The organism is Glutamicibacter nicotianae (genome assembly GCF_006539525.1).
Lineage (GTDB): Bacteria > Actinomycetota > Actinomycetes > Actinomycetales > Micrococcaceae > Glutamicibacter > Glutamicibacter nicotianae.
The window spans coordinates 77011-98920 of the sequence record NZ_BJNE01000006.1; the positions used below are offsets into that span (position 1 = coordinate 77011).

Below are 21910 nucleotides of genomic sequence, written 5' to 3' on the forward strand. Positions count from 1 at the left end.
GCGGGAGCTCTTTTTATTCTTGCCGAACTCCTACCGGGAATGCGAGCAATCAAGCGCACAGGCGCACAGGACTTCCTACGTGCCGTCCTCTGGAACCGCAATTACCGCCGGACAGCTCGACGAATGCAGGCCCGTATCTTGGAGCGCCGAACGAGCGGATCGCAGTCCGCTTTGGTCACCTGCGCACGAAGATGCCTTTACCGAGCGCGTCCCGGGACGATCTGTTTGACGCGGTCTCGGAATGGACGCGCTCTGGACGCTCGCAGGCTGATACGCGCAGAACTCGCGCCCTGCCGTGTGGCATTGGGGCCAGTAGACCCGGGGCGAGCTTGTGGGATAGCGTAGCCTTCACCAGCAGATGACAAAACAGAGGCCCGGATAATGCCAGTATTCACCACAGTGCTCAGCGCCACCGGCGGTAATAACGTTGGAATTGTCGTTCCGGACGATGTCGTAGCCGGTTTCGGCCGTGGCAAGCGGGTTCCGGTCGTGGTCACCGTCGACGGGGGATATAGCTACCGGAACACCATTTCATCGATGCGTGGCCAGTTCCTGATTTCCTTCAACGCTGAAACCCGCGCTGCCACGGGCAAGGGCGCCGGCGATGAGATCAATGTGGAACTCGAAGTGGATGATGAGCCGCGGACCGTCGAAATCCCTGAACCGCTGGCCGTGCTGCTCTCCGCCGAGCCCGAACTCCTTGAGGCATGGAACAAGCTCTCCTACAGCAAGCAGCGAGGCCATGTGGAGCCCATCGTGGCTGCCCGCGGCGAGGACACCAGGGCGCGCCGGGTCGAAAAAGTCATCAAGGCGCTGCGCGCCGACTAGGGTGCTGGTGGCTGGGGGTCACTGCACGGTGAACTGCAGGCGCTGCCAACCACTGGCGCCATCGGGCACCGGGTTGGCTTTTTCGCTGGTCTGCAGCTTGCCCTGCGCATCATAGGCGCGCACCGACGCCGCATGCATGCCCGGTGCCGCGTCCTTCCAGACGAAGCGCCACTGCCGCCAGGTATCCAGCGACGCTTCGGCGGCCAGCTGCGCATCCTCCCAGGGGCCGTCATCGATCTGCACCTGCACGCGTGAAATGCCCCGGGTCTGCGCCCAAGCAGTTCCGCCCAAGACAACTTCCCCTGCAGGGACCTCGGCGAAGGGCCGAGGCGTGTTGATCCGGGACGACATCTTGATGGGGCCGCGTTCGGACCAACCGCGAGTAGTCCAATAGGCGGCCTTGTCCTGGAAACGCGTCACTTCCAAATCGATCACCCACTTGGTGGCCGAGACGTAGCCGTAGAGACCGGGAACCACCATGCGCACGGGGAATCCATGCTCGAAGGGCAACGGCTCGCCGTTCATGCCCACGGCCAGCAAGGCCATCCGGTCATCGGTCAGGGCTTGCAGCGGGGTGGAAGCGCTGAAGCCGTCGTGAGAAGTCGAAAGCACCATATCGGCGCCGGCTTGGGGAACCGCGCGCTCCAGCACCTTGCGCAGCGGGTAGCCCAGCCACTTCGCGTTGCCTACCAGATCTCCTCCGACAGGATTCGATACGCAGGTCAGGGTCAGATACGTTTCCACGAGTTCCTCGCCCAGCAGCTCGTCGAAGCCGATGGTGAATTCATTCTCCACCATGCCGTGCACGCGCAAGGACCACTGGTTGGGGTCGATCTGCGGCACCGACAGCGCGGTGTCGATGCGGTAGAAATCCTGGTTGGGAGTAACGAAGCGGGGCATATTCGCCTCCTCTATTTGCACTCCTTCGGGCAGGGCCTTGGCCTTCGTCCGGGCCGCTGGCAGGCGCAGGGCGTTGCGGGCGGCGACAGCCATATTGCGTGTAGCGGAGACGGAGGTGGACACCGCGGTGGCCAGTGCCGCGGCCGCCAAGGACAGGACCGCGCCGCGCAAGAACATTCTGCGGCTTGGGCCGGCAGCTGCCGTGCCCTGGCCGGGTTCGGGGACGGTGGCTGTAGCCAGCCGGGCCAGCCAATGAAGAGCTCCGATTCCGACGACTGCGCCCAGCACCGTAGGGACAACATCCAGCAGGCTGGTGGACGCGCGGGCGGCCACAGCGCTGGCAAGCACCAGCGCCAAAGCAATGATGGCGGTGCAGGCCAACGCGAAACTCCGCTTGGCCAGCAGGCCGATCAGGGCAGAGAGCACCGCTGCCGCCACGCCGATGGAAATGAACAGCGCCAGCTTGTCATTGGTCCCGAAGGTGGCGATGGCGAAGTCCTTGAGCCATGGAGGCGTCAAGTCGATGATGGCAGACCCCAGTGCGAAAAACGGCGAGGAAGCACTATTGAAAAATGCCGAGGCCAACTGGGCGACGGAAAACATGAGCGCTGCCGAACATATTCCGGCTACCGCGTGGAAAATGTAAACCCTGCTACCGCGCTTGTTCTTGAAGCCCACTGCCACTCACCTCATGCGTTTCGTTCCATGTTCCCCTCCCTAATGCGGGGAAACAACCACTCACAGTGTTTTCGGAACGGGACGCACAGCAGATTGGAACCGGCTACAAGATCTTCTGCGATCTCATAGCGACTGCAGCATGATGGGATCCGTCGTCGGGGCGGGGGAGCCGGTGGCCGGCTCGACGGTGATCCCGAAATGAGTGATCCCCTGCATCGGATCGGAAACCATGATCATGCCGTTGGCATCGCTGCCCGTGAGCATTCCTGCCGGGACTGCGCCGTCGGCGGAAATCAGCCACAGCTCGTACCCTTTGTCGCTGGACAGCTCCGGCATGCCCGAGGTGGAAACCGCCATCAGTCCTTCGGCCGCGGAATAGGACAGCGTGATCGTTGCCCCGTCATCCAAGGTCTGCGTCTTGGACTTGGCATCGGGAGCCCCCAGGATCCGGGCGAGCTCTTCCTGATGTTCGGCCATGGCTGCCATTTTGCTTTCCAGCTCGCGCTGCTCGGAATTCTGCTGGATGGCCAAGCCGCCCAACGCCGCCGCTGCCAGCAGCAGGACGCCGGCGGCCAAGGCGAAGAAGCGCTGGGTGCCGCGCGGTGCCCCGGGCTGCGGCGCCGGGGGCGTTGCCGGGGCATCGGATTCACGTTCCGCACCAGCCGTGGAGCCACTGGCGGGGGAGCTGCCCGAGGCAGGCTCCTGGTCCTGGACGGGCGGCAGCTGCTCGGTGGCGCGGATAGCTGCCATGACATCGTTCTTGAGCCGTGCTGGGGGAGCAACCGGCTGCGCTGCCAAGCCGAGCAGTCCAGCAGTTTCCTGCAAGGCATCCAGCTCGTGGCGGGCCTGGGCGGCATCTGAGTCCTGGTGCGCGAGCTTGCCGCGGTCCTCGTCTCCCAGAGCTTCCAGGGCGAAGCTGTCGGTCCGCTCGTTCTCATGCTTTTCCATTACGCCACTCCCATCAGTTCTCGAAGCTTGCCCATGCCATCGCGTATTCGCGTTTTAGCGGTTCCCACCGGTACTTTCAGCAGCTCAGCGACTTCCAGGTGGGTGTATCCGCCGAAGTAGGCCAGCTGTATGGCTTCGCGTTGCGGTGCGCTGAGCTGTTGCAGTGCCCGGGCAACGCGTACGGTCTCGTCGTGCAAGATGGCGTTCTCTTCCACGTCTTCGTAGCTGTCCTGGAATTCCTTGATTCCAATGCGCAGATCCCGGGCTTGGCTCGCTTGGCTGGAGCGCACCCGGTCCACGGCTCGGCGGTGGGCTATGGTCAGCAGCCAGGATGCAGCGGTTCCGCGGGACGGATCGAAGCGCTTGGCCTGCTGCCACGCTTCGACGAATACTTCCTGGGTGACCTCTTCGCTCTGCGCCTGGTCGCGAAGCACCCGCAGCACGAGGCCGAAGACCCGCGATGCCATGGCATCATAGAGCGATTCGAAGGCAGATTCGGCCCCCAGCGCGACCTGTCGCAACAAGTCGTCTGGCGTTTGCACGGAATCGTCTTCCATGGCGTCGAGTCTATTGGAACTCATGAATCCTAGAGTCTCATGCATTTGTGCCTCAGCGGCGCTCTGCGGTGGCGTGGCGTTCGGGAAATAGCTGTGCTGCGGGAACCACGTTCCCGCAGCACCGGCGAAGGTGGTGCATGGAAGGTATTCCACGCACCACCTCCATGCCGGCGGACCTGCTGTTTCCGGGGGTGCTACTTCTTGGCCGGCGGCATCAGGACGGTGTCCACCAGGTACACGGTCGCGTTGGCGGTTTGCACGCCGCCGCAGATGACCGAGGCCCCGTTGACTTCCAGATCATCACCGCTGCCGGTGACTTCAAGATCCTCGCCCTGGACCGTTTTGTGGGTTCCGGGAAGATCAGCCGGTGCGATCTGGCCGGAAACCACATGGTAGGTCAGCACGCTGGTCAGGGTGTCGGCGTCCTTGGCCACTGCTGCCAAGTCATCCTTCGGAATCTCGGCGAAGGCGTCATCCACCGGTGCGAAGACGGTGAATTCGCCGCCGTTTAGCGTATCGACCAGGTCAACGTCCGGGTTCAGCTCGCCGGAGACTGCCGAGGTCAGCGTGGTCAGCAGCGGGTTGTTCGAGGCGGCGACGGCTACTGGATCCTGGGCCATGCCTTCTACCGAGCCATCACCGGTCGGGACTGCTTCTGCGTAGGCTGCGCAGCCTGGGCCAACGAGATTTCCGGCTGGATCCATGGCCGACTCGCTGGCCATGGGAGAGCTGCTTTCCGAAGCGGAAGCGGTGGGCGATTCCATGGTTTCCGAACCTGTCGAGCAGGCGCTCAGTCCCATGGCGGCGACTGCGATGAGCCCGAAGACTCCAGCGGCTTTGCTGTATGTGCGCTTCATGATTTTCTCCTTGCTTCGCCGCGACTATTGTCGTCGGTTCCTTACCTGTCCGTGCGGAGCAGGCTGTCATGGAGCATTCGGTGCCGGATGCCTGGCGGATTGGAATCCCGTCAAAATAATTTTCAGTCCCTCTGTGACGCGGCGTCCGGGTGGGTCTGCAGCCACGCTATCGGAGGGGGATTGGTCCGCACGTGGGATCTGCCACGCTTGGAACCCGCGGCAGGCTTATTCTCTGCACAGCCCATATACTGGAAGGCGTGAGTAAAGCCGGGCAGAACACGCAAGAGCAGGCATCAGGCCTCGTATTAGTCGACAAAGACCAGGGTATGACCTCCCATGACGTGGTGGGCCGCATCCGCCGACTCGCTGGGACCAGGAAAGTCGGCCATGCCGGCACCCTGGACCCGATGGCCACCGGCGTGCTGGTGGTCGGCGTGAACAAGGCAACCCGCTTGCTGACTTACATCGTGGGCCACGACAAGACCTACACCGCCACCATCCGCCTGGGGCAGAACACCGTCACCGACGATGCCGAAGGCGAGATCATTTCCGAACGCATCGCAGCAGCTGTCAGCGACGAGGACATCGAACGCGAGGTGGCCCGGCTGCGCGGCGACATCCAGCAGATCCCGAGCTCGGTCTCGGCCATCAAGGTCGATGGCAAGCGTTCCTACGCCCGCGTGCGCGCCGGCGAACAGGTGGAGCTCAAGGCCCGTCCGGTGACCATTTCGCGTTTCGAGATCCACGAGGTGCGCCGCGAAAACGGCGGCAAGATCCTCGACGTGGACGTCACCGTCTCCTGCTCATCCGGAACCTACATCCGTGCGCTGGCCCGCGATCTGGGCGAAGCATTGAACGTGGGCGGGCATCTCACCGCGCTGCGCCGTACCGAGGTGGGCCCGTACAAGATCGAGCTCACCCGCACCTTGGAGCAGTTGGCCCAGGAATTCGAGATCCTCCCCATTGAAAAGGCCGCCGCGGCGCTGTTCCCCAACCGCACGGTCAGCGTCGACGAAGCAGTCGAGCTGTCGTTCGGCCGCACCATCCCCGCCTCGCACTTGAGCATGGACATCGCCGAAGGCCAGACCGTTGCCGCGTTCGCGCCCAACGGCGTGCTCGTCGCGTTGCTGGAAGACAAAGGCGACAAGGCCCGTACCGCCTTGGTCTTCACCGCCAAGTAATCCCGAAAGGACCTGGCTTGATTGCCCTGAATGGATTCTTCATCGCCGGCGCGGTGGTCTGTGCGCTGGCGTTTCTGGTGGCAGTGATTGCAACAGCAATCCGCAAGCACCCGGATGACTGGGCGCTGATCGGCGCGGTGGCCACCGAGCTGTTCCTGATTGCCTACGGCATTGCGGCGGTGATCCGCCAGGCTGGCGGCAATGCGGTGCAGGGGGACCCGGTGGAATTCTGGGGCTACTTCATTACGGCGCTGATCATGCCGCCGATCGCGTTCTTCTGGGCCATCAGCGAGAAGAGCCGCTGGTCCAACGCCGTGCTGGCCGCGTCAGCCGCGGTCACTTTCGTTATGGTGTTCCGCATGGAACAGATCTGGCAGTAGGAGTACCCCATGGGTGAAAAGCAGCGCAACTCGCGCATCATGCAGGCCGCCGAGGCGCGCAGCGCCAACAAGGCCCCCAAGCCGAGCCGGTCCACCGGCCTGGGCCGCGTGATCATTGCCGTCTACGGCATCCTCGCTCTTGCGGCGACGGTCCGCGCGGTCTACCAGATCATGAGCAAATTCGACGAGGCTCCGATCGCGTACAGCCTGTCGCTGGTTTCCGGCCTGATCTACATCCTGGCCACGTTCTCGCTGTCCTCGGCCAAGCGTGGCGCCTGGCTGGTCTCGCTGTATGCGGTAGCCATTGAATTGGTGGGCGTGATCGTCGTGGGAATCCTGTCGCTGACCCACCCCGAAGAATTCGCGCATCCATCGGTGTGGAGCGGTTTTGGCGAAGGGTACGGATACGTTCCGCTGGTTCTGCCGCTCATCGGCTTGTGGTGGCTGTACCGTAACCGTAATGAGCGTCACGTCTAAAGACGTGCAAGAATTACCTCGGTGGGTTTTCCATCCACCGCAGCAGAATTTCTGAAGGAGCAAAGTGCACTATTGGAAGGGCTTGGATGCCGTCCCCGCGGATATGGCGCCCACTGTCGTGACCATTGGCAACTTTGACGGTGTCCACCTGGGCCACTGCGAAGTGCTGGATGCAGCTGTCACACAGGCCAAAGCGCGCTCTGCACAATCGGTGGCAATCACTTTCGACCCGCACCCGGCGCTGGTGCACCGTCCCGAGAGTGCTCCTGAATTGATCATGGGCATCGCCGACCGCATCGACACCCTGGCTAGCGTTGGCCTGGACGCCACGCTGATGATCCACTACACCCTGGAATTTGCGGATCAAAGCGCTGAAGAGTTCGTCCGTTCCATCATCGTGGAGAAGCTGAACGCCGTAGCCGTCGTTGTCGGGCACGATGTGCGGTTCGGCCGCGGCAATTCCGGAGACTTCGGCTACATGCAGGAGCTGGGAGCCAAATACGGTTTCGAGGTCATCGGCGTTGAAGACGTGGGGGATAAGCGGCGCTTGTCTTCGACCTGGGTGCGCGAGGAACTGGCGGCTGGCAACGTTGAGGCCGCCGCCGCGATCCTCGGCCGGCCGCATCGCATGCGCGGCGAAGTAGTGCATGGCCACGCGCGCGGACGCGAGCTGGGATTCCCCACCGCAAATCTGGATCCCGAAGCCACCGGCATCATCCCTGCCGATGGCGTGTATGCCGGCTGGGTCATCGACGAGGCCGAGGTGCGTTGGCCGGCGGCAATTTCCGTTGGCTCGAACCCGACCTTCGATGGTGTCTCCCGCGTGGTCGAGGCGCATGTGATCGACCGTCCCGAAGAAGGGGTGGAAGATTTCGACCTGTATGGCCAGCAGATTGTCGTCGAGTTCATTTCCCATCTGCGTCCGATGGTCGCCTACCGCGGCATCGAAGCCTTGATTGAGCAGATGACCGAGGATGTCGACCAGGCCCGTGCGGTACTGGCTGCCGAACGCCACTAGGAATCATGGCTGAAATACCTTCGTTGCCGCAACGCGCCTTCGTTGTGGGAGCACAGCGTCGCGAAGAATTGGCATCGGCGTTCCAGTCGGATGCCGAAAGCTATGACAAGATCCGTCCTTCCTATCCCCAGGAAGCGCTGGATTTCACGTTGCAGCACCGACCGGCAACTGCGGTGGATATCGGTTGCGGTTCGGGGATCTTCACCGAGCAACTGGTTTCTGCAGGCTTGGAAGTCACAGCCGTAGATCCGTCCGCGGACATGCTCTCGGTTCTGTCCAAGCGCTTGCCGCAGATCGAGGTGGTCTGCGCCACGGGCGAAGCCACCGGCTTGGACGCTGGCAGTGCCGACCTGGTGACCTACGCGCAGGCATGGCATTGGGTTGACCACCCGCAAGCCAGTGCCGAAGCGGCGCGCTTGCTCCATGACGGCGGTTGGCTGACGTTGCTGTGGAACCAGCTGGATGTCACCGTTCCCTGGGTGCACCGCTTGGCACGGATCATGCATGCAGGCGACGTGCACCGGCCCGAGCTGGAGCCGCCGTTGGGACCGCAGTTCCAGAAGCCGGAGCATGGCATCTGGCATTGGTCCATGGAGCTGGATTTCGATGAGATTATCGAGCTGACCAAATCACGCAGCTACTACCGCAAGTCCTCGGACACCACGCGGGCCAAGGTCGAAGCGAACCTGGCATGGTACTGGCATGAGCATTTGGGGCATGAGCCAGATAAGAAGGTGCAGGTGCCGTATCTCACCCATGCTTGGAGGTCCCGCCGGCGTCCCCGTCGGTGATATGATTGACGATGGTTCTCGCTGCAGTCCGCGGTTGCGAGTTTCCCCTGTGAATGCCTCGGCGTTCGCACTGACTTATGAACGCGGTCCAACTCTAGGAGTTTGTTATGGCATTGGATGCCACTATCAAGAACGAAATCATCAAGGCTTACGCTACCCACGAGGGTGACACCGGTTCGCCTGAGGTTCAGATTGCCGTCATGTCCCGCCGTATTTCGGACCTGACCGAGCACCTGAAGATGCACAAGCATGACCACCACACCCGCCGTGGCCTGATGGCTCTGGTTGGTCGTCGTCGTCGTATGCTCGGCTACCTGAAGAACACCGACATCGAGCGTTACCGTTCGCTGATCGAGCGTTTGGGCCTGCGCAAGTAGTCCTTGGCTTCAGAGCAAGAAAATCCCCGCCTCCGTCTCAGGAGGCGGGGATTTTTCTTGTCCGGCAGGGGAAGATCCGCTTAGCCGCGGTTGGGCGCGAGCGCTGTCCGCGCTGCTCCAAGCGGCGTCGCGTCACCGCTTATTCTGACTTGGCCTCAGTTTCTGCTTCGGCTGCCGCGGCCTCTTCGGCCTTTTCCTGATGGATCACCTCGGCCAGGAGCTTTTCCATTTCCTTGGCGACACCTGCAGCGGACGCCGGGTTCTGCCCGGTCACCAGTCGTTCGGAGACTTGTACATTTTCTTCGAAGTTATCGGCGGCGATATGCGTAGCGCCTTGCTCGGTGAGCTTGTCTGCGAGGAAGAACGGAATGATCTTGTCCTTGCCGACGGCCACCTCTTCGTCGTTGGTGAACGCTGCAACGGTCTTGCCGCTCAGGAGCTTCAGGCCATGATGCAACTCGACATCCAGTAGTCCAGCTGGTCCGTGGCAGACGGCGCCGACGACGCCACCCTTGTTGTAGATGTCGCTGACCACCTTCTGCAGGCCAGCATTGCCTGCGAAGTCCCACATGGTGCCGTGGCCACCCACGAGATACACCGCGTCGTACTGCGCAGGATCCACCACCTCGACACGTGCGGTGTTGTACAAGCCGGCACGGGTTGTCTCGTCTTGGGTGAACTGCACCTGGATCGGGTCATCCTGGTCCACCGTGTCGCGCGGGGGCTGTCCGCCCTTGATGGACGCAAAATCGACGAAGTGCCCGGAATCCCGGAACACCTTCCATGGGTGCGCGGCCTCGGCGACGTTGTAACCGGTAGGCTCCTTGTCCTCGCCGATTTCGGAAACGCTGGTCAGGACCATGAGGATTTTCTTCAAGGTGTGCTCCTTTCGCATTCGTCCTTCCACCCTTGTACAACCGGCAGACTGTCGCAAGGGGGACGCACAAGTTGCCAGCATGTTGTGCGGAACCATGCACCAAGATGTGAGCTAACGGAACCTTCCCTGGCCTGCAATTCCATGTGACGTTGGCGTGCAATGACAACGAATCCTGCGCGCAAAGCCAACATCCCAGGTGCGGACTTTGCCAGAATGAATGCACCCGCCGGGCGGCCGCCCGCCTTGCTTCCAGAAGGTTGCACAGGCCATCCGCCACGGGTCCCTGTCGAAAGGAATGCATTCGTGAACACAGTCCCTGACGTGATTATTTTCAACGGCACCATTCATACGCTGGATCCGCGAGACAGCATCGCCACAGCGATGGCGGTCAGTGAAGGAAAAATCGTCGCGCTTGGCGATGATGCCCTGGAGCTGCGCGGGGAAGAAACGGAGATGATCGATTTGGGCGGCGCCGCGATCATGCCCGGGCTGATGGATGTGCACAACCATCACATGCTTGCCGGGCAGATGGACCTGTTCGAGCTCAACGTGGCGCCGACGCTCACCCTCGATGAGTTCCTGGAAGCCGTAGCGGCATGGTCGCAGAAGCTGGACGCGGACCAGTGGGTTATCGGCGGCAGCTGGGGCTCGAGCCTGTTCAGCGAGCTCAACACACCCCAGGCGCTGGAGCGGCTGGATGAGGCCACCGGTGGACGGCCGGCCTTGTTCAAGGACGATGCAAAGCACAACCGGTGGGCGAACAGCCGCGCAATGGAATTTGCTGGCATCACCGATGCGACCGTTGACCCCGACGGCGGGAAAATCATGCGGGATGCCGAAGGGCGTGCCACCGGTGTGCTGCTTGAAGCCGCCGGAGTCATTGTCGAGCAGGCACGCGAGAGCTTGAGCCCGACACCGACCTCGCAAGTGGCCGAAGCCGCTGGACGAGGCATGGAAATACTGCATTCCTACGGCATCACCGGATTCCAGGATGCCGCCGCCTCCTTGCAGCTAATGCAGGCATTGAAAGAATTGGACGATGCGGGGAACCTGCACGCCTGGGTGGTCACCAGCATGCAGGCCAACGACTTCATTTTCGGAACCCATCCGCTGGGCGAGGGGATCATTGCGCAGCGTGAGCCAACCAGGTCCGCCCACCACCGTCCGGATTTCATCAAGATCTTCCTCGACGGCGTCCCTCCGGCCGGTACCGGAGCCTTCATCGAACCGTATCTGGAGGGCGTGGGTTTCCCGGAATGCCATTGCGGCAGCACGACCATGCCGCCAGAAGAACTCGAAGGCTGGCTGATGAGCACAGCAGTGCGGGGCATTTCAGCAAAGATCCACTGCACCGGCGATGCCTCGGTGCGACTGGTCCTGGACACTATCCAGAAGGTGCGCGAGGCTGGCTTAAGCGAGCCGAAGTACCATATCGCCCATGGCCAGTTCATTCACCCGGACGACCTGCCGCGCTTTGCAGAATTGGAAGTCACCGCGGACATCTCGCCGTCATTGTGGTTCCCGGGGGTGATCGCCGAAGCGATGAAACTGGTCCTTCCCGCCGAACGGGCATCCAGGATGCACCCGAACAAGACCTTGCTGGCCAGCGGGGCGCTGGTTGCCGGAGGCTCGGACTGGCCGGTGAGCGTCTCTCCGAATGCCTGGGAGGGAATCTACGGGTTGATCACCCGCAAGGATCCTACCGGGGCGTTCCCCGGAACCCTCTGGGAAGAGGAAGCGGTGACCTTGGCTGATGCCTTGCGCATCTACACGATCAATTGCGCCAAGGCCATGGGGCTGGAGGAACTGACCGGATCGCTGGAAGTAGGCAAATCCGCCGACTTCATCATGCTCTCGGCGGACCCGTTCGAAGTGGCCCTCGACCAGTTGCCGCTGATCACTGCGCAGCAAACCTGGTTCAGCGGGCAGAAAGTCTATGACCGTCTTGAATCCTTGAGCGTGCCGGTGAGCTAGACGCAGGCCCGGTAAGCTGAAAGCCGCTTAGATGCCAAGAGCCCCAGCCAGTGTCCCTGATCCGTTCCAGATCAGGGACACTGGCTGGGGCTCAAGCCCGTTGCACCGATTGCCCGAAGCGTGGACGGCCAGTTTGCGGCAGATGAGTTGGCACCCGCACGCCGCCATTCCTGAATCTCCAGCAGTATTGCCGGAATATCTCTCCGCGCTCGTGCCCGAAGCTGCGCAGCTCTCGCTGAAAATTTTGCAATGCGGAAGATATGTTTCGTTTTGCCGTGAAATGAGGGATAAGCTGGGCTCTAGTTGGAACATCCCATTGAGATGAAAGAGAGTCATCATGAGCAAGACTGTTCTTCAGCGCCATCTGTTCGGACCAGGTCCCTGCAACCCGTACCCAGAAGCCACTGCGGCACTCGGCTTGCCGCTGCTGGGACATTTGGATCCGGAGTTCATCGCACGGATGGACCGCGTTGCCGATGGCTTGCGCACTCTCTGGGGAACCAAGAACTCCCGCACCCTGCCGCTGAGCGCGACGGGATCAGCTGGCATGGAAGCCGCGTTCGTGAACACCATTAATCCGGGCGACGTTGCGGTGATCGCCATCAACGGCCTGTTCGGCGAGCGCATGTGCGAAGTTGCATCGCGCGTTGGCGCAGAAGTGGTCCGCGTTGAGCATGAATACGGAACTCCAATCGACGCCGAACGCGTTGCCGCAGCGCACCCGAACCCAACCGTCATTGCCGGCGTGCATGCCGAAACCAGTACCGGCGTTGTTTCCAATATTGCCGCGCTCGGAGCAATCAAGGGCGACGCCCTGCTGATCACCGATGCAGTGACTTCCATTGGCGGCATGCCAGTGCTGGCAGATGAATGGGGCATCGACGTCGGCTATGCAGGCACGCAGAAATGCCTCGGCGTGGCTCCCGGCCTGGCGCCATTCACGATTTCGGACCGCGCTTTCGAACGCCGGGTCCAGAAGCCGCAGTCCTGGTACCTGGATCTGGGCTTGCTCGGTGGCTACGCCACCGGTCCCACCGGAGGGCAGCGCACCTACCACCACACCGCGCCGGTCGCGATGGTTGCTTCGCTGGAGGCTGGCATCGACCGGATCATGGCCGAGGGCCTGGAAGCAGTAACTGCTCGCCACCAGGAAGCTGGCGGGTTGCTGCAAGCTGGCTTGCAGGAAATGGGCTTGGAGCTCTTTGCCCAGGAGGGGTTCCGCCTGCCGCAGCTGACCACCGTCTACGTTCCTGAAGGCGTTGACTCTGCGAAGGTCCGCGGCTACCTGCTTGACCGCTTCAATATTGAAATCGGCGGCGGCGTGGGCAAGTACGCGAGCACCGTGTGGCGCATCGGCATGATGGGCCCCAACGCGAATCCGGGGTCGGTGGCGTTGCTGCTGTCCGCGCTGAAGGAAGCGATCGCCAAGGCCTGATCGCCCACTTTTGCTGTCGAGGGACCCGCCGGGATTTGTCCGGGCGGGTCCCTCGACCTTTTCGCGGATGCTTGCCGCGTCTTCTTCCGTGCTCGCCGTTCTGGATTCGGGCAGTGGGCAGATATGCTCAAGACCATGACTGGTGTGATTTCACTGCAACGAATGCTGACCGTGCGAATCGAACTTGTCGGGTCCGACCCGTTGATCTGGCGCACCATGGACATGGACGACAGCCTCATGCTCGACGAGGCGGGACTGGCCCTGCAGTGCGCGATGGGCTGGGAGCACGCGCACCTGCAGGCCTTCCACAGCATCAACCCGCATCTCCGATCGCGCACCGACGAGGCCATCACCTGGTACGAGGAACAGAGCCGGCTGGAGATCGGACTGGGCGAAGCCCAGGAGACCACCACCCTGGGCCAGGCGCTCAGGGCGGCGGAAGGTGAACTCTACTTCGAATACGACTTCGGCGACGGCTGGATGCACAAGATCACGGTGGTATCGCAGCACGCCAAGGCGGCTGGCGACCCGCCCTACCGGGTCGTGGACGGCGAGCTGCGTGCCCCGCTGGAGGATAGCGGCGGAATCCACGGCTGGTACGAGAAGCTGGGCTTCTTCAACGGCAATCCAGCGCCCGACAGCTGGGAAGACCTCGAGGACGATGAAGCGGAGCAGATCATCGCCTGGATGCACTGGCGCGGTGGGCGCTGGAATCCGTTCAATCCCGGAGTCTTCGATGCCGAAGTAGCCGGTCGGCGCTTGGAACTGCTTGCCGCCCAGGGCGCCGGCTTCAATGGCCTGGGCCGTTGGTTCGAGTCGATGGATCCGGAGTTGCGCCTGGCCATGTCCGTACCTGCCGCCCAAATCGGCCTGGGCTTGCAGCCGGCCGGCGGGCCGCCGCCGTCCTGGTTCATTCAGCTGGTGCGGCCCTTCACGGTGCTCGCCGAGCTGTGCAGCGACGGGCTGATTCTCACCAAGGCTGGCTGGATGCCGCCGAAAGTTGTCGGCGATCTCGTGGAACGTTCAGACCTGGAAGGCATCGACTTCGAAAGCGGGTCCTCCAAGCGCGAAAACAACATGCTGACCGTGGCCAGGATTCGCGAAGCTGCGCAGCGCATGGGGCATCTGCGCAAGGCCAAGGGAGTGCTCACCACCACCCAGCGTGGGCGCAAGCTCATGGATGATCCAACGGCGATGGCGGAGCACATGGCCTCGCGCCTGGCACAGTACAAGGGCAATGATGTTCGGGACCGGAACATCGAGTGCGACTCGACGTTCGCCGGGTGGCTCATCCGCGCCGGTAGGTACATCCCGGATCGCATGCAACGCTACTCGGCGCAGCCGGAGTTCTTCTTGGACAGGTCCGAGATCCTGGAAATTTTCGGCTACTGGGACCCGAACCAGCAACGCCCGGTCAACGGCGACTCGTGGCTGCCCAGCGTCGAAGAGTGGTACCTGGTCGAACGGCTGCTGGAGTACCGGCTGCACCGGGAAGACAAGAAGGAAGAGCTCAACCCGCGGCTGGCCGAGCTGTCCCGCTACCTGCTGCAGCACTAGAAGCACGCGGGAGCCTCAGGTGCTCAGCCCGTGCGGCTGGGAATGGCTGCTAATCCAGCTGGTGCGCCTCGTGGGCAAAATCCATGCGGGGCACCTGACCTCGGGCTTCGAGCCGGGCGATGCCGCCGATGGGGATGGTGAACATCGGCGAGGTATGCCCGAAGTCGAGGTTGGCGACCACCGGCACGGTGGAGAGCAACGGATGCTTGGCAACGATTTGTTCCAGCAGGTCACGCGAAATGCTGGATTCGAGCTGGAATCGGCCGATGGCAAGGCCGCGGATTTTCTCGGCTCCAGGAATCTGCAGCAGCGAGGCAAGGCTGCGCGCGAATTCGTGGACGTCCGCGGCGCCGTCGTCCTCGACGAATAGCACAGCCCCGTCCAGGGACGGCATGAACTCGGTTCCCTGCAGCAGCCTCAGCGTGCCCAGGTGCCCGCCGATCACCATGCCCGTGGCAGCGCCTTCGTTCAGGATCCATGGTCCGCTGCTTGCGTTGACGCTGCGATTGTCCTGGTCCATGAACCACAGGTCGTCGGTGAATTCAGTGGCGTGCTCGATGCTCCAGGCATGCTCGTGGGTTGCCGCCCGGAACCACTGGCCGGTCGGCTCGAAGTGATCGCGCATGCCGAAGCTGGACCAGTGCGCGCCGATGTAGGTCACTAACCCGGTCTTGGCGTGCACGGCGTTGGCCAGCGCGGTGAAATCCGAGTAGCCGCAGAAGACCTTGGGGTTGGCGGCAATGAGCTCCCAGTCGAGGTAGGGTAGCAGCTCGTTGGAATTGAAGCCGCCAATGACCGAGATGATCCCTGCGACAGATGCATCAGCAAACGCGGCATGCAGATCGGCCACGCGCGATGGGATGGATGAGCTGTCGAAATCGTCATTCTCATCCACGTGCTCGCCGAATTCCAGCTTGAGCCCCATGGCATCGAAGCGTTCATTGACCCACTGCGTATTGTCGAATTCCATCACGAAGGTGCGGGAACACGAGGGTGCGATGACCCTGACGGCGTCTCCGGCTTGCAATCGGGCAGGGATGACGGTCGGCTTCAGTGGGCTTGGCATTCCACCAGTCTAGGCCCTGGCGTAGCTTTGGAGAATAGCTGCAGTGACTGTTCGGGAATTGTTGGCGAAATTTTTTGCAACAAATGATGATATTCCGCTCCAGCTACTGTGCGATTCCTGAGAAATTCGATAGCGTGGGCGTGACAGCACGATTTCTCTAAAGAAAGCAGGAAATACGGTGAAGTCCCTCTTCGACTTGGATTTCAGGCAGTTCATCACGCCATCGATCATCAAGATCGTCTACATCTTGATCATGGTCCTGTTGGCTATCGGCTACCTCGGACTGGTGATTACCGGGTTCATGGCTGACGCGATGCTCGGCTTCCTGATGCTCTTGATCGTCGGTCCATTGGTGTCCCTGGTCTACTTGGTTCTGGTCCGTGCAAGCCTCGAATCCTTGCTGGCGCAGATCCGCACCGCGGAGAACACCACTGAACTGGTTCGACTGGCCGGCGGCATCCCGCCGGCAGACGGCGGCTACCGCCCGCACCCGGGAAATCCGCCGGCTCCGCAGCAGCCGCAGGATCCAACTGCCAATGGCGGCAACAACACTCCGCCAGCCAACCCCTACCAGAAGTAGGGTTAGAGGCCGATGGCCCGCACCACTGGTGCGGGCCATCGGCCGTTTCGCGCGAAGGAGTGGCAGGATTACCAGTCGCTGGATGCCTTCAGCGAGAGCACCGGGCAGGAGGCTTGGAGCAGGATCCGTTGCGCGTTGCTCCCCATGAGGAACTTGCCCATGGCCGTGCGCTTGCGCAGACCGATCACGATCAGCTCGGCACGTTGCGCCTCGGCGATGTGCAGGATCTGGTCTGCCGCATCGGCTCCCTGGGAATGGCGTTCAATCCAGAAATCGATGCCTGCCTCAGCAAGCCGGGCTTCCAGTTCGTGATACTGCTTCGCATCAATGAGCCTGTCGTCTACCAGCTGGTCGCCTTTGGAGGAGTTCACCACGATCAATCGCGCCTCGTTGCGCCTAGCCTCGATAATTGCCCGTTCCAGGGCGGCTTCGCCTTCAGGCGAGGGGATGTACCCCACTACGATTGTCATGATTCATTCCTTCCAGCACCGTGGCTGTGCTCATTGCGGTGGGCAGGCTCTGCCAGCTCGGTCTGGTCGCCGCCAGCTGCGTTCTCGCCCAGCAGGGCTTCTGCAACGTCCGACCCGGTTCCGCGCTTGCGCCGGATGATGGAGATCAGCACCGGCAGCAGGAGCAGGAAGGCGATGAGCACGTAGATGCCCACGGCCAGCGGCTCGCTCCACAGCCCCGAGACCTCGCCGGCACTGAGCTGGAAGGTCTTGCGCAGCTGTTCCTCGGCCATGGGGCCGATGATGACACCCAGAATCAGCGGAAGCACCGGGAGGCCGAAGCGGCGCAAGGCGAAGCCCAGCAAGCCGATGATCAGCAGCAGCCAGAGGTCGGCGACCTGCATGTTCACCGAGAAGGCACCGAGCGTAGCGAAGAACAAGATGCCCGCATACAGGTAGGGGCGCGGGATCTTCAGCAACTTAGCCCATAGCGGTGCCAAAGGCAGGTTGATCAGCAGCAACAGCGTGTTGCCGATGAACAAGCTGGCAATCAGCGCCCACACCAAGTCGGGCTCATTCTCGAAGAGCAGCGGACCGGGCTGGATGCCCTTCATGGTCAAGAACGCCAGCATCACCGCAGCGGTGGCATTGGTGGGCAGGCCCAGGGCAAGCATTGGAGTCAGCGTGCCAGCGGCCGAGGCGTTGTTGGCAGCTTCCGGGCCGGCAACGCCCTCGATGGCGCCGTGGCCGAACTCCTCCGGATGCTTGGAGAGCTTCTTCTCGGTGACATAGGAGAGGAAGGTCGGAACTTCGGCACCGCCGGCAGGCAGCGCGCCGAAGGGGAACCCGTAGGCGGTGCCGCGAAGCCAGGGCTTCCACGAACGCTTCCAGTCTTCCTTGCCCATCCACGGGGCACCCACCGGAATGGTGCGTGCAGGGCTGGTGCGCAGGTGCGCGGCAATCCACAGCGCCTCGCCAATGGCGAAGATCGCCACGGCGACCACCACGATGTCCATGCCGTCGACCAGTGGCGCGAAGCCGAAGGTCAGGCGGCTCTGCCCGGAGACCGGGTCCATGCCGACCAGGCCGATGGCCAGGCCCAGGCCCAGGGCGGCGAAACCGCGGATCTTGGAAGAACCCAGCACGGCGGTCACGGTGACCAAAGCGAGGACCATGATTGCGAAGTAGCTCGGCGCACCCAGGCTCACGGCGAACTTCACGACGATCGGGGCAACGGTCACCAGCAGCGCGGTGCCGATGGTGCCGGCAACGAAGGAGCCGATGGCCGCGGTGGCCAACGCTTGGGCGGCCCGGCCCGCCTTGGCCATCTTGTGGCCTTCGATGGCGGTGATGACTGTCGCGGATTCGCCGGGGGTATTGAGCAGGATCGAGGTGGTTGACCCGCCGTACATCCCGCCGTAGTAGATGCCCGCGAACATGATCAGCGCACTGGAGGTTTCCATGCCGAAGGTCAGTGGCAGCAGCAAGGCCACGGCCATGGCCGGGCCGATGCCCGGCAGCACGCCGACAGCGGTGCCCAGGAGGACTCCGGCGAAGGCGAAGAGCAGGTTGATCGGGGTCAGCGCCGAGGCGAAGCCGCCCATCAAGAGGTCAAGAGTTTCCACTTACAGCACCCCCGAGAGGATTCCGGCCGGAAGCTTGATGCCCAGGCCAAGGTAGAAGCCGTAGAAGGAACCGAGAGCCAGTGCGAGGGAAATGACCAGGGTCAAAACCCAGCGTCGGGCGCCCAGGCAGGTCGCCGCACCGAAGAACATGATGGTTCCCGAGATGACCCAGCCGGCCCAGTTCACGATCAGCAGGTTCAGCACGAAGACGCCGATCAGCGGCAGCAGGACCTTCCAGTCCGAGGGCTGGCTCAGATCCACGTCTTCGCCTTCTTCGCCCTCGGCGAGGTTTCCGCGCATCACGGTAATGGCCAAGGCAATGGCTGAAAGAACAAGAATGCCCGAGACGACGTAGGGCAGGGCCTTGGGGCCGACCACGTCTGCCTGGGAGTACGTCACATGCAGCTGCGACGCATCAACAAACACGATGATTCCGACGAGAAGAAGAAACGCGGCGAACAGGAGTTCGACGCGTTTCTTCTTTGCGGTGCTTACTTCGCTCACGCCAGACCCAGGGTCTTCAGGACGTTGGCAACGCGCTCGTCCTGCTCGGTGAGGAAGGCCGAGAACTCATCGCCGGTCATGAAGGCATCGCTCCAGCCGTTGGTCTTCAAGGCTTCCTGCCATTCGGCCGAATCATGCATATCGGTGATCAGGTTGACCCACTTGGCCTTGTCCTCCTCGGAGATCTCCGGCGGAGCCACCAGGCCGCGCCAGTTGGAGAAGACCAGGTCGATGCCCGATTCCTTCAGGGTTGGCGCGTCCACGCCTTCGAGGCGCTCCTCGCCGCTGGTGGCCAGCACGCGCACGGAGCCCTCTTCGATCTGCTGCATGTACTCGCCGGCACCGGAGGCCGCGAAGGCCAGCTTGTTGCCCAGGATGGCAGGCAGCAAATCGCCGCCGCCGTCGTAGGATACGAAGTTCACGTCCTTGGGATCAATGCCCACGGCTTCAGCCAGCTGCATCGGCAGCAGGTGGTCCGGTCCGCCAGGGGAGGAGCCGCCGCCGACCGAGAGCTTGCTCGGATCCTTCTTCCAGGCCTTCACCAAGTCATCGATGGTCTTGTATGGCGAATCCTTGGACACCATGATCGCTCCGGGCTCTTCGATGAGCTTGGCAATCGGCGTGGTCTCGGTCAGCTTGGCGTCGGTTTCGTTGGTGTAGCTGGCACCGACCACGCCCAGGCCCATGAGCATGGCCAGATCGCCGTTGCCCTTCTCGTTGACAATGCGGGCCAGGCCGACGGTACCGCCGGCACCTGCAAGGTTGAAGACTTCTGGGTTGCTGGCCAGCGACGCGTCATCCATCACCTTGGCAGCAACGCGGGCGGTGGTGTCGTAGCCGCCGCCTGGGGTGTTCGGCACCATGATGCGAAGGTTCGCGATTGGGCCCTTGGACTCTGCAGCGTCGGTGCTGGAGGTCTCGGAGGTCACGCCGCAGCCAGTGGCGGTCAGTGCAAGCGCGGCAGCCGCGGCCAGCGCCGTCAGCGCACGGAAGGACTTGAATGGTTTCATGTTGACTCAGCCTCTTTGCTTTCATCGGGGTTGCGAGTGATTTCAACCTATGCGCGATGGTGAAGCAAGTCACTCTTGCGTACTCAAAGAAAATACTGTTCATTGTGTAACCAGAAATTGTGATCTGAACCATTCAAATCTTCGATAAGGTAGCACAGTGCCAGCTGCAAGCCGCCCAGCGGGGGTTTGCCGTGGGCGCAGTGGAATTCTGGAATTTTGGGGGCGAGGCAATGAAGTCCATGCGTTTATTTCTCGCTCAGCTGTACCCGCGCCGCAGGATGACCCTGGCCGGACAGTACCTGGTCCTGCAACTGCTGATTATCGCCGTGGTGCTCGCAGGAGTCATCACGGTCGCGCTGACCCAGGCCACCAATAACTTCGAGAAGATCGAGGGGCGCCGCAGCCTCTCGGCAGCCGAATCGCTGGCCGCCAACCCGCTGCTGCGCGTTCTGCTTCCGCAAGCGGAGCCGGAAATGGGCTCGGCGTTGCCTGCCATGGGTGAATCGGTACGCAGCACCTCGGGATTGCAATTCGTGATCATCGCCGATCCCCAGGGCACCGTCATCACCTCCAGCTACCCCGATGAAGTGGGAACCTCGATCCTGCACCCCGAATCCGCTGTCGCCGAAGGCCGCGGATGGACCGGGGAAATCTGGCGCAATGGCAACCATGTGCTGATTGCCCAGGTACCGGTGCTGGATGACGACGGGAAGATGGTCGGCATTGTCAGCGCAGGCCAAAGCTATCCCAGTACCGGCGAAATGATCCAGGATATCGCTCCCAGCGCCTTGGCCACCCTGCTCATTTCCCTGGTGCTGGGAACCACCGGCTCGGTACTGCTCTCCCGCAGGGTCAAGCACCAGACCCGCGGGATGGAACCGGGCGAAATCGCGGAGCTGTTCGAGCACCGAGAGGCCCTGCTGCACGGAGTCAAGGAAGGCATCATCTCGGTGTCTCCGGACAGCCGGGTGATGCTGGCCAATGACATCGCCGTCGAGCTGCTGCAACTGCCCGATGACTGTGTCGGCAAGACCCTGGACGAATTGGAGGTGGCGCCGCAGGTGCGGCACGCGCTGAACACCAGCCAGGAGCAGCCCGACCGCCAATTCCTTGTCGGCGAGCGGGTCCTGGTGTTCAACCGCATGCCGGTCAAGACCGCCAGGCGGGACCTGGGCTCCGTCACCACCTTCCGCGACAAGACCGAACTGACCCTGCTGGAGCAGGAACTGGGCGACAGCAAGGCCACGGCCGACATGCTCAGGGCGCAGACCCACGAATTCGCCAACCAGCTGCACGCGATTTCCGGGTTGATCCAGCTCGCGGAATACGACGAGGTCATCGGCTTCATCGATGGCGTGAGCTTCAGCAGGAGCAAGATCTTCGAGGACGTCTCCGCCTGCATCGCAGAACCCACGATTGCTGCGCTGCTGATTGCCAAGTCCAGCGTCGCCACCGAACGCGGGGTGCAACTGGCGATGGTGCCGAACTCGGCCTTGGGCCGGTGCGAGGACCAGCTGGCGCGGGATCTGACCACGGTGATCGGCAATCTCGTCGATAATGCGATGGACGCGGCCATCTCGGCATCCACGCCTCAAATCAAGGTCGGCATCGAGGAAACCAACGAGTTGGTCCGCGTCATCGTGAGCGACAATGGAGAAGGGATCGCCGAAGATGCCATCGACGAGATCTTCACCCAGGGTTTCTCCACCAAGGACAGCTCGGTCTCCGGCGGCCGGGGCTTCGGCCTGGCGATCAGCCGCCTCGTGTGCCGGCGCCGCGGCGGGGAGCTGGCCGCAGCCAGTGGCCACGGTGCCCGGTTTACCGCCACGCTCAGGAAGTAG

Annotated in this window: 23 protein-coding genes; 13 read left to right on the plus strand and 10 right to left on the minus strand. The window is 62.4% G+C overall.

The features are described from left to right. Positions 1 to 381: 381 nt before the first annotated feature. Positions 382 to 828: a YdeI/OmpD-associated family protein gene (locus tag ANI01nite_RS08820; protein WP_141357455.1), complete on the plus strand. Its 447-nt coding sequence runs from the start codon at positions 382 to 384 to the stop codon at positions 826 to 828. Between the two features lie 18 nt (positions 829 to 846). Here the strand turns inward: ANI01nite_RS08820 and ANI01nite_RS08825 are convergent, their stop codons facing one another. Then, positions 847 to 2247, minus strand: a complete 1401-nt coding sequence (locus ANI01nite_RS08825; protein ID WP_255314474.1) for a molybdopterin-dependent oxidoreductase — start codon at positions 2245 to 2247, stop codon at positions 847 to 849. Positions 2248 to 2251: 4 nt separating this feature from the next. Between ANI01nite_RS08825 and ANI01nite_RS16995 the strand changes: the two genes are divergently transcribed. Further along, the gene (locus ANI01nite_RS16995; protein WP_255314475.1) at positions 2252 to 2374 is read left to right on the plus strand and encodes a hypothetical protein; all 123 of its coding nucleotides are present in this window, start codon (positions 2252 to 2254) and stop codon (positions 2372 to 2374) included. 155 nt (positions 2375 to 2529) lie between these two features. On the opposite strand, the gene ANI01nite_RS08830 is transcribed toward ANI01nite_RS16995, so the two are convergent. From ANI01nite_RS08830 to ANI01nite_RS08840, 3 genes are all read right to left on the minus strand, one after another. After that, positions 2530 to 3354, minus strand: coding sequence for an anti-sigma factor (locus tag ANI01nite_RS08830; RefSeq protein WP_141357459.1), 825 nt, complete (start codon positions 3352 to 3354; stop codon positions 2530 to 2532). After that, positions 3354 to 3935: an ECF RNA polymerase sigma factor SigK gene (gene sigK / locus ANI01nite_RS08835; protein WP_239543236.1), complete on the minus strand. Its 582-nt coding sequence runs from the start codon at positions 3933 to 3935 to the stop codon at positions 3354 to 3356. The genes ANI01nite_RS08830 and sigK overlap by 1 nt, the downstream gene beginning before the upstream one ends. A gap of 170 nt (positions 3936 to 4105) precedes the next feature. Then, positions 4106 to 4768, minus strand: a complete 663-nt coding sequence (locus ANI01nite_RS08840) for a fasciclin domain-containing protein (protein ID WP_038989659.1) — start codon at positions 4766 to 4768, stop codon at positions 4106 to 4108. A gap of 257 nt (positions 4769 to 5025) precedes the next feature. Here ANI01nite_RS08840 and truB point away from each other — a divergent pair, with 257 nt between their 5' ends. The 6 genes from truB (at position 5026) to rpsO (ending at position 8992) form a co-directional block, all read left to right on the plus strand. After that, positions 5026 to 5949 (plus strand): tRNA pseudouridine(55) synthase TruB, encoded by a 924-nt coding sequence (gene truB / locus ANI01nite_RS08845; protein WP_141357461.1) that lies wholly within the window; start codon positions 5026 to 5028, stop codon positions 5947 to 5949. 17 nt (positions 5950 to 5966) lie between these two features. Next, positions 5967 to 6329: a hypothetical protein gene (locus ANI01nite_RS08850; protein ID WP_083586687.1), complete on the plus strand. Its 363-nt coding sequence runs from the start codon at positions 5967 to 5969 to the stop codon at positions 6327 to 6329. Between the two features lie 9 nt (positions 6330 to 6338). Continuing rightward, entirely contained in the window at positions 6339 to 6806 is a 468-nt protein-coding gene (locus ANI01nite_RS08855; RefSeq protein WP_174787679.1) for a hypothetical protein, read from the plus strand. Between the two features lie 64 nt (positions 6807 to 6870). Continuing rightward, the gene (locus ANI01nite_RS08860) at positions 6871 to 7824 is read left to right on the plus strand and encodes a bifunctional riboflavin kinase/FAD synthetase (protein ID WP_121866442.1); all 954 of its coding nucleotides are present in this window, start codon (positions 6871 to 6873) and stop codon (positions 7822 to 7824) included. A gap of 5 nt (positions 7825 to 7829) precedes the next feature. Beyond that, complete coding sequence (locus tag ANI01nite_RS08865) at positions 7830 to 8615, plus strand: class I SAM-dependent methyltransferase (RefSeq protein WP_141357463.1); 786 nt, start codon at positions 7830 to 7832, stop codon at positions 8613 to 8615. A 107-nt stretch (positions 8616 to 8722) separates the two neighbouring features. After that, the gene (rpsO, locus tag ANI01nite_RS08870) at positions 8723 to 8992 is read left to right on the plus strand and encodes a 30S ribosomal protein S15 (RefSeq protein ID WP_013348393.1); all 270 of its coding nucleotides are present in this window, start codon (positions 8723 to 8725) and stop codon (positions 8990 to 8992) included. A gap of 139 nt (positions 8993 to 9131) precedes the next feature. Here rpsO and ANI01nite_RS08875 read toward each other — a convergent pair whose 3' ends face one another. After that, positions 9132 to 9869 (minus strand): type 1 glutamine amidotransferase domain-containing protein, encoded by a 738-nt coding sequence (locus ANI01nite_RS08875; protein WP_141357465.1) that lies wholly within the window; start codon positions 9867 to 9869, stop codon positions 9132 to 9134. A 303-nt stretch (positions 9870 to 10172) separates the two neighbouring features. On the opposite strand from ANI01nite_RS08875, the gene ANI01nite_RS08880 reads away from it, so the two are divergent. The 3 genes from ANI01nite_RS08880 to ANI01nite_RS08890 all read left to right on the plus strand — a co-directional run bounded on the left by ANI01nite_RS08880 (position 10173) and on the right by ANI01nite_RS08890 (position 14835). Further along, entirely contained in the window at positions 10173 to 11843 is a 1671-nt protein-coding gene (locus ANI01nite_RS08880; protein WP_255314476.1) for an amidohydrolase, read from the plus strand. 337 nt (positions 11844 to 12180) lie between these two features. Further along, on the plus strand, positions 12181 to 13278 hold the full coding sequence (locus ANI01nite_RS08885; RefSeq protein WP_038989650.1) for a pyridoxal-phosphate-dependent aminotransferase family protein: 1098 nt from the start codon (positions 12181 to 12183) through the stop codon (positions 13276 to 13278). A gap of 135 nt (positions 13279 to 13413) precedes the next feature. Continuing rightward, positions 13414 to 14835 carry a plasmid pRiA4b ORF-3 family protein gene (locus ANI01nite_RS08890; RefSeq protein ID WP_170214611.1) on the plus strand — a complete coding sequence of 474 codons (1422 nt, stop codon included), beginning with the start codon at positions 13414 to 13416 and terminating at the stop codon, positions 14833 to 14835. A gap of 49 nt (positions 14836 to 14884) precedes the next feature. Here the strand turns inward: ANI01nite_RS08890 and ANI01nite_RS08895 are convergent, their stop codons facing one another. Then, complete coding sequence (locus ANI01nite_RS08895; protein ID WP_141357471.1) at positions 14885 to 15901, minus strand: S66 family peptidase; 1017 nt, start codon at positions 15899 to 15901, stop codon at positions 14885 to 14887. A 178-nt stretch (positions 15902 to 16079) separates the two neighbouring features. On the opposite strand from ANI01nite_RS08895, the gene ANI01nite_RS08900 reads away from it, so the two are divergent. Continuing rightward, positions 16080 to 16481 carry a DUF4282 domain-containing protein gene (locus tag ANI01nite_RS08900; protein ID WP_038989647.1) on the plus strand — a complete coding sequence of 134 codons (402 nt, stop codon included), beginning with the start codon at positions 16080 to 16082 and terminating at the stop codon, positions 16479 to 16481. Positions 16482 to 16549: 68 nt separating this feature from the next. On the opposite strand, the gene ANI01nite_RS08905 is transcribed toward ANI01nite_RS08900, so the two are convergent. From ANI01nite_RS08905 to ANI01nite_RS08920, 4 genes are read right to left on the minus strand one after another with little or no spacing between them, the layout of a single operon-like run. After that, a complete protein-coding gene (locus ANI01nite_RS08905) occupies positions 16550 to 16951 on the minus strand; it encodes a universal stress protein (protein WP_073706764.1) in 402 nt (133 codons plus the stop codon). Beyond that, positions 16948 to 18534, minus strand: a complete 1587-nt coding sequence (locus tag ANI01nite_RS08910) for a tripartite tricarboxylate transporter permease (protein WP_038989644.1) — start codon at positions 18532 to 18534, stop codon at positions 16948 to 16950. The genes ANI01nite_RS08905 and ANI01nite_RS08910 overlap by 4 nt, the downstream gene beginning before the upstream one ends. Positions 18535 to 18555: 21 nt before the next feature. Continuing rightward, positions 18556 to 19059: a tripartite tricarboxylate transporter TctB family protein gene (locus tag ANI01nite_RS08915; protein ID WP_038989643.1), complete on the minus strand. Its 504-nt coding sequence runs from the start codon at positions 19057 to 19059 to the stop codon at positions 18556 to 18558. Continuing rightward, entirely contained in the window at positions 19056 to 20069 is a 1014-nt protein-coding gene (locus tag ANI01nite_RS08920; RefSeq protein WP_141357473.1) for a Bug family tripartite tricarboxylate transporter substrate binding protein, read from the minus strand. Before ANI01nite_RS08920 ends, ANI01nite_RS08915 begins: the two co-directional genes overlap by 4 nt. Before the next feature lie 239 nt (positions 20070 to 20308). Between ANI01nite_RS08920 and ANI01nite_RS08925 the strand changes: the two genes are divergently transcribed. Beyond that, on the plus strand, positions 20309 to 21910 hold the full coding sequence (locus ANI01nite_RS08925; protein ID WP_307723208.1) for a sensor histidine kinase: 1602 nt from the start codon (positions 20309 to 20311) through the stop codon (positions 21908 to 21910).

What these genes read in the sequence shown, in the direction of transcription:
- ANI01nite_RS08890 (WP_170214611.1), top strand. Translation starts at nt 13,414, where the DNA reads ATGACTGGTGTGATTTCACTGCAACGAATGCTGACCGTGCGAATCGAA.
- sigK (WP_239543236.1), bottom strand. Translation starts at nt 3,935, where the DNA reads ATGAGTTCCAATAGACTCGACGCCATGGAAGACGATTCCGTGCAAACG.
- ANI01nite_RS08905 (WP_073706764.1), bottom strand. Translation starts at nt 16,951, where the DNA reads ATGACAATCGTAGTGGGGTACATCCCCTCGCCTGAAGGCGAAGCCGCC.
- ANI01nite_RS08840 (WP_038989659.1), bottom strand. Translation starts at nt 4,768, where the DNA reads ATGAAGCGCACATACAGCAAAGCCGCTGGAGTCTTCGGGCTCATCGCA.
- ANI01nite_RS08855 (WP_174787679.1), top strand. Translation starts at nt 6,339, where the DNA reads ATGGGTGAAAAGCAGCGCAACTCGCGCATCATGCAGGCCGCCGAGGCG.
- ANI01nite_RS08865 (WP_141357463.1), top strand. Translation starts at nt 7,830, where the DNA reads ATGGCTGAAATACCTTCGTTGCCGCAACGCGCCTTCGTTGTGGGAGCA.
- rpsO (WP_013348393.1), top strand. Translation starts at nt 8,723, where the DNA reads ATGGCATTGGATGCCACTATCAAGAACGAAATCATCAAGGCTTACGCT.
- ANI01nite_RS08830 (WP_141357459.1), bottom strand. Translation starts at nt 3,354, where the DNA reads ATGGAAAAGCATGAGAACGAGCGGACCGACAGCTTCGCCCTGGAAGCT.
- ANI01nite_RS08925 (WP_307723208.1), top strand. Translation starts at nt 20,309, where the DNA reads ATGCGTTTATTTCTCGCTCAGCTGTACCCGCGCCGCAGGATGACCCTG.
- ANI01nite_RS08895 (WP_141357471.1), bottom strand. Translation starts at nt 15,901, where the DNA reads ATGCCAAGCCCACTGAAGCCGACCGTCATCCCTGCCCGATTGCAAGCC.
- ANI01nite_RS08820 (WP_141357455.1), top strand. Translation starts at nt 382, where the DNA reads ATGCCAGTATTCACCACAGTGCTCAGCGCCACCGGCGGTAATAACGTT.
- ANI01nite_RS16995 (WP_255314475.1), top strand. Translation starts at nt 2,252, where the DNA reads ATGATGGCAGACCCCAGTGCGAAAAACGGCGAGGAAGCACTATTGAAA.
- ANI01nite_RS08885 (WP_038989650.1), top strand. Translation starts at nt 12,181, where the DNA reads ATGAGCAAGACTGTTCTTCAGCGCCATCTGTTCGGACCAGGTCCCTGC.
- ANI01nite_RS08910 (WP_038989644.1), bottom strand. Translation starts at nt 18,534, where the DNA reads ATGGGCGGCTTCGCCTCGGCGCTGACCCCGATCAACCTGCTCTTCGCC.
- ANI01nite_RS08920 (WP_141357473.1), bottom strand. Translation starts at nt 20,069, where the DNA reads ATGAAACCATTCAAGTCCTTCCGTGCGCTGACGGCGCTGGCCGCGGCT.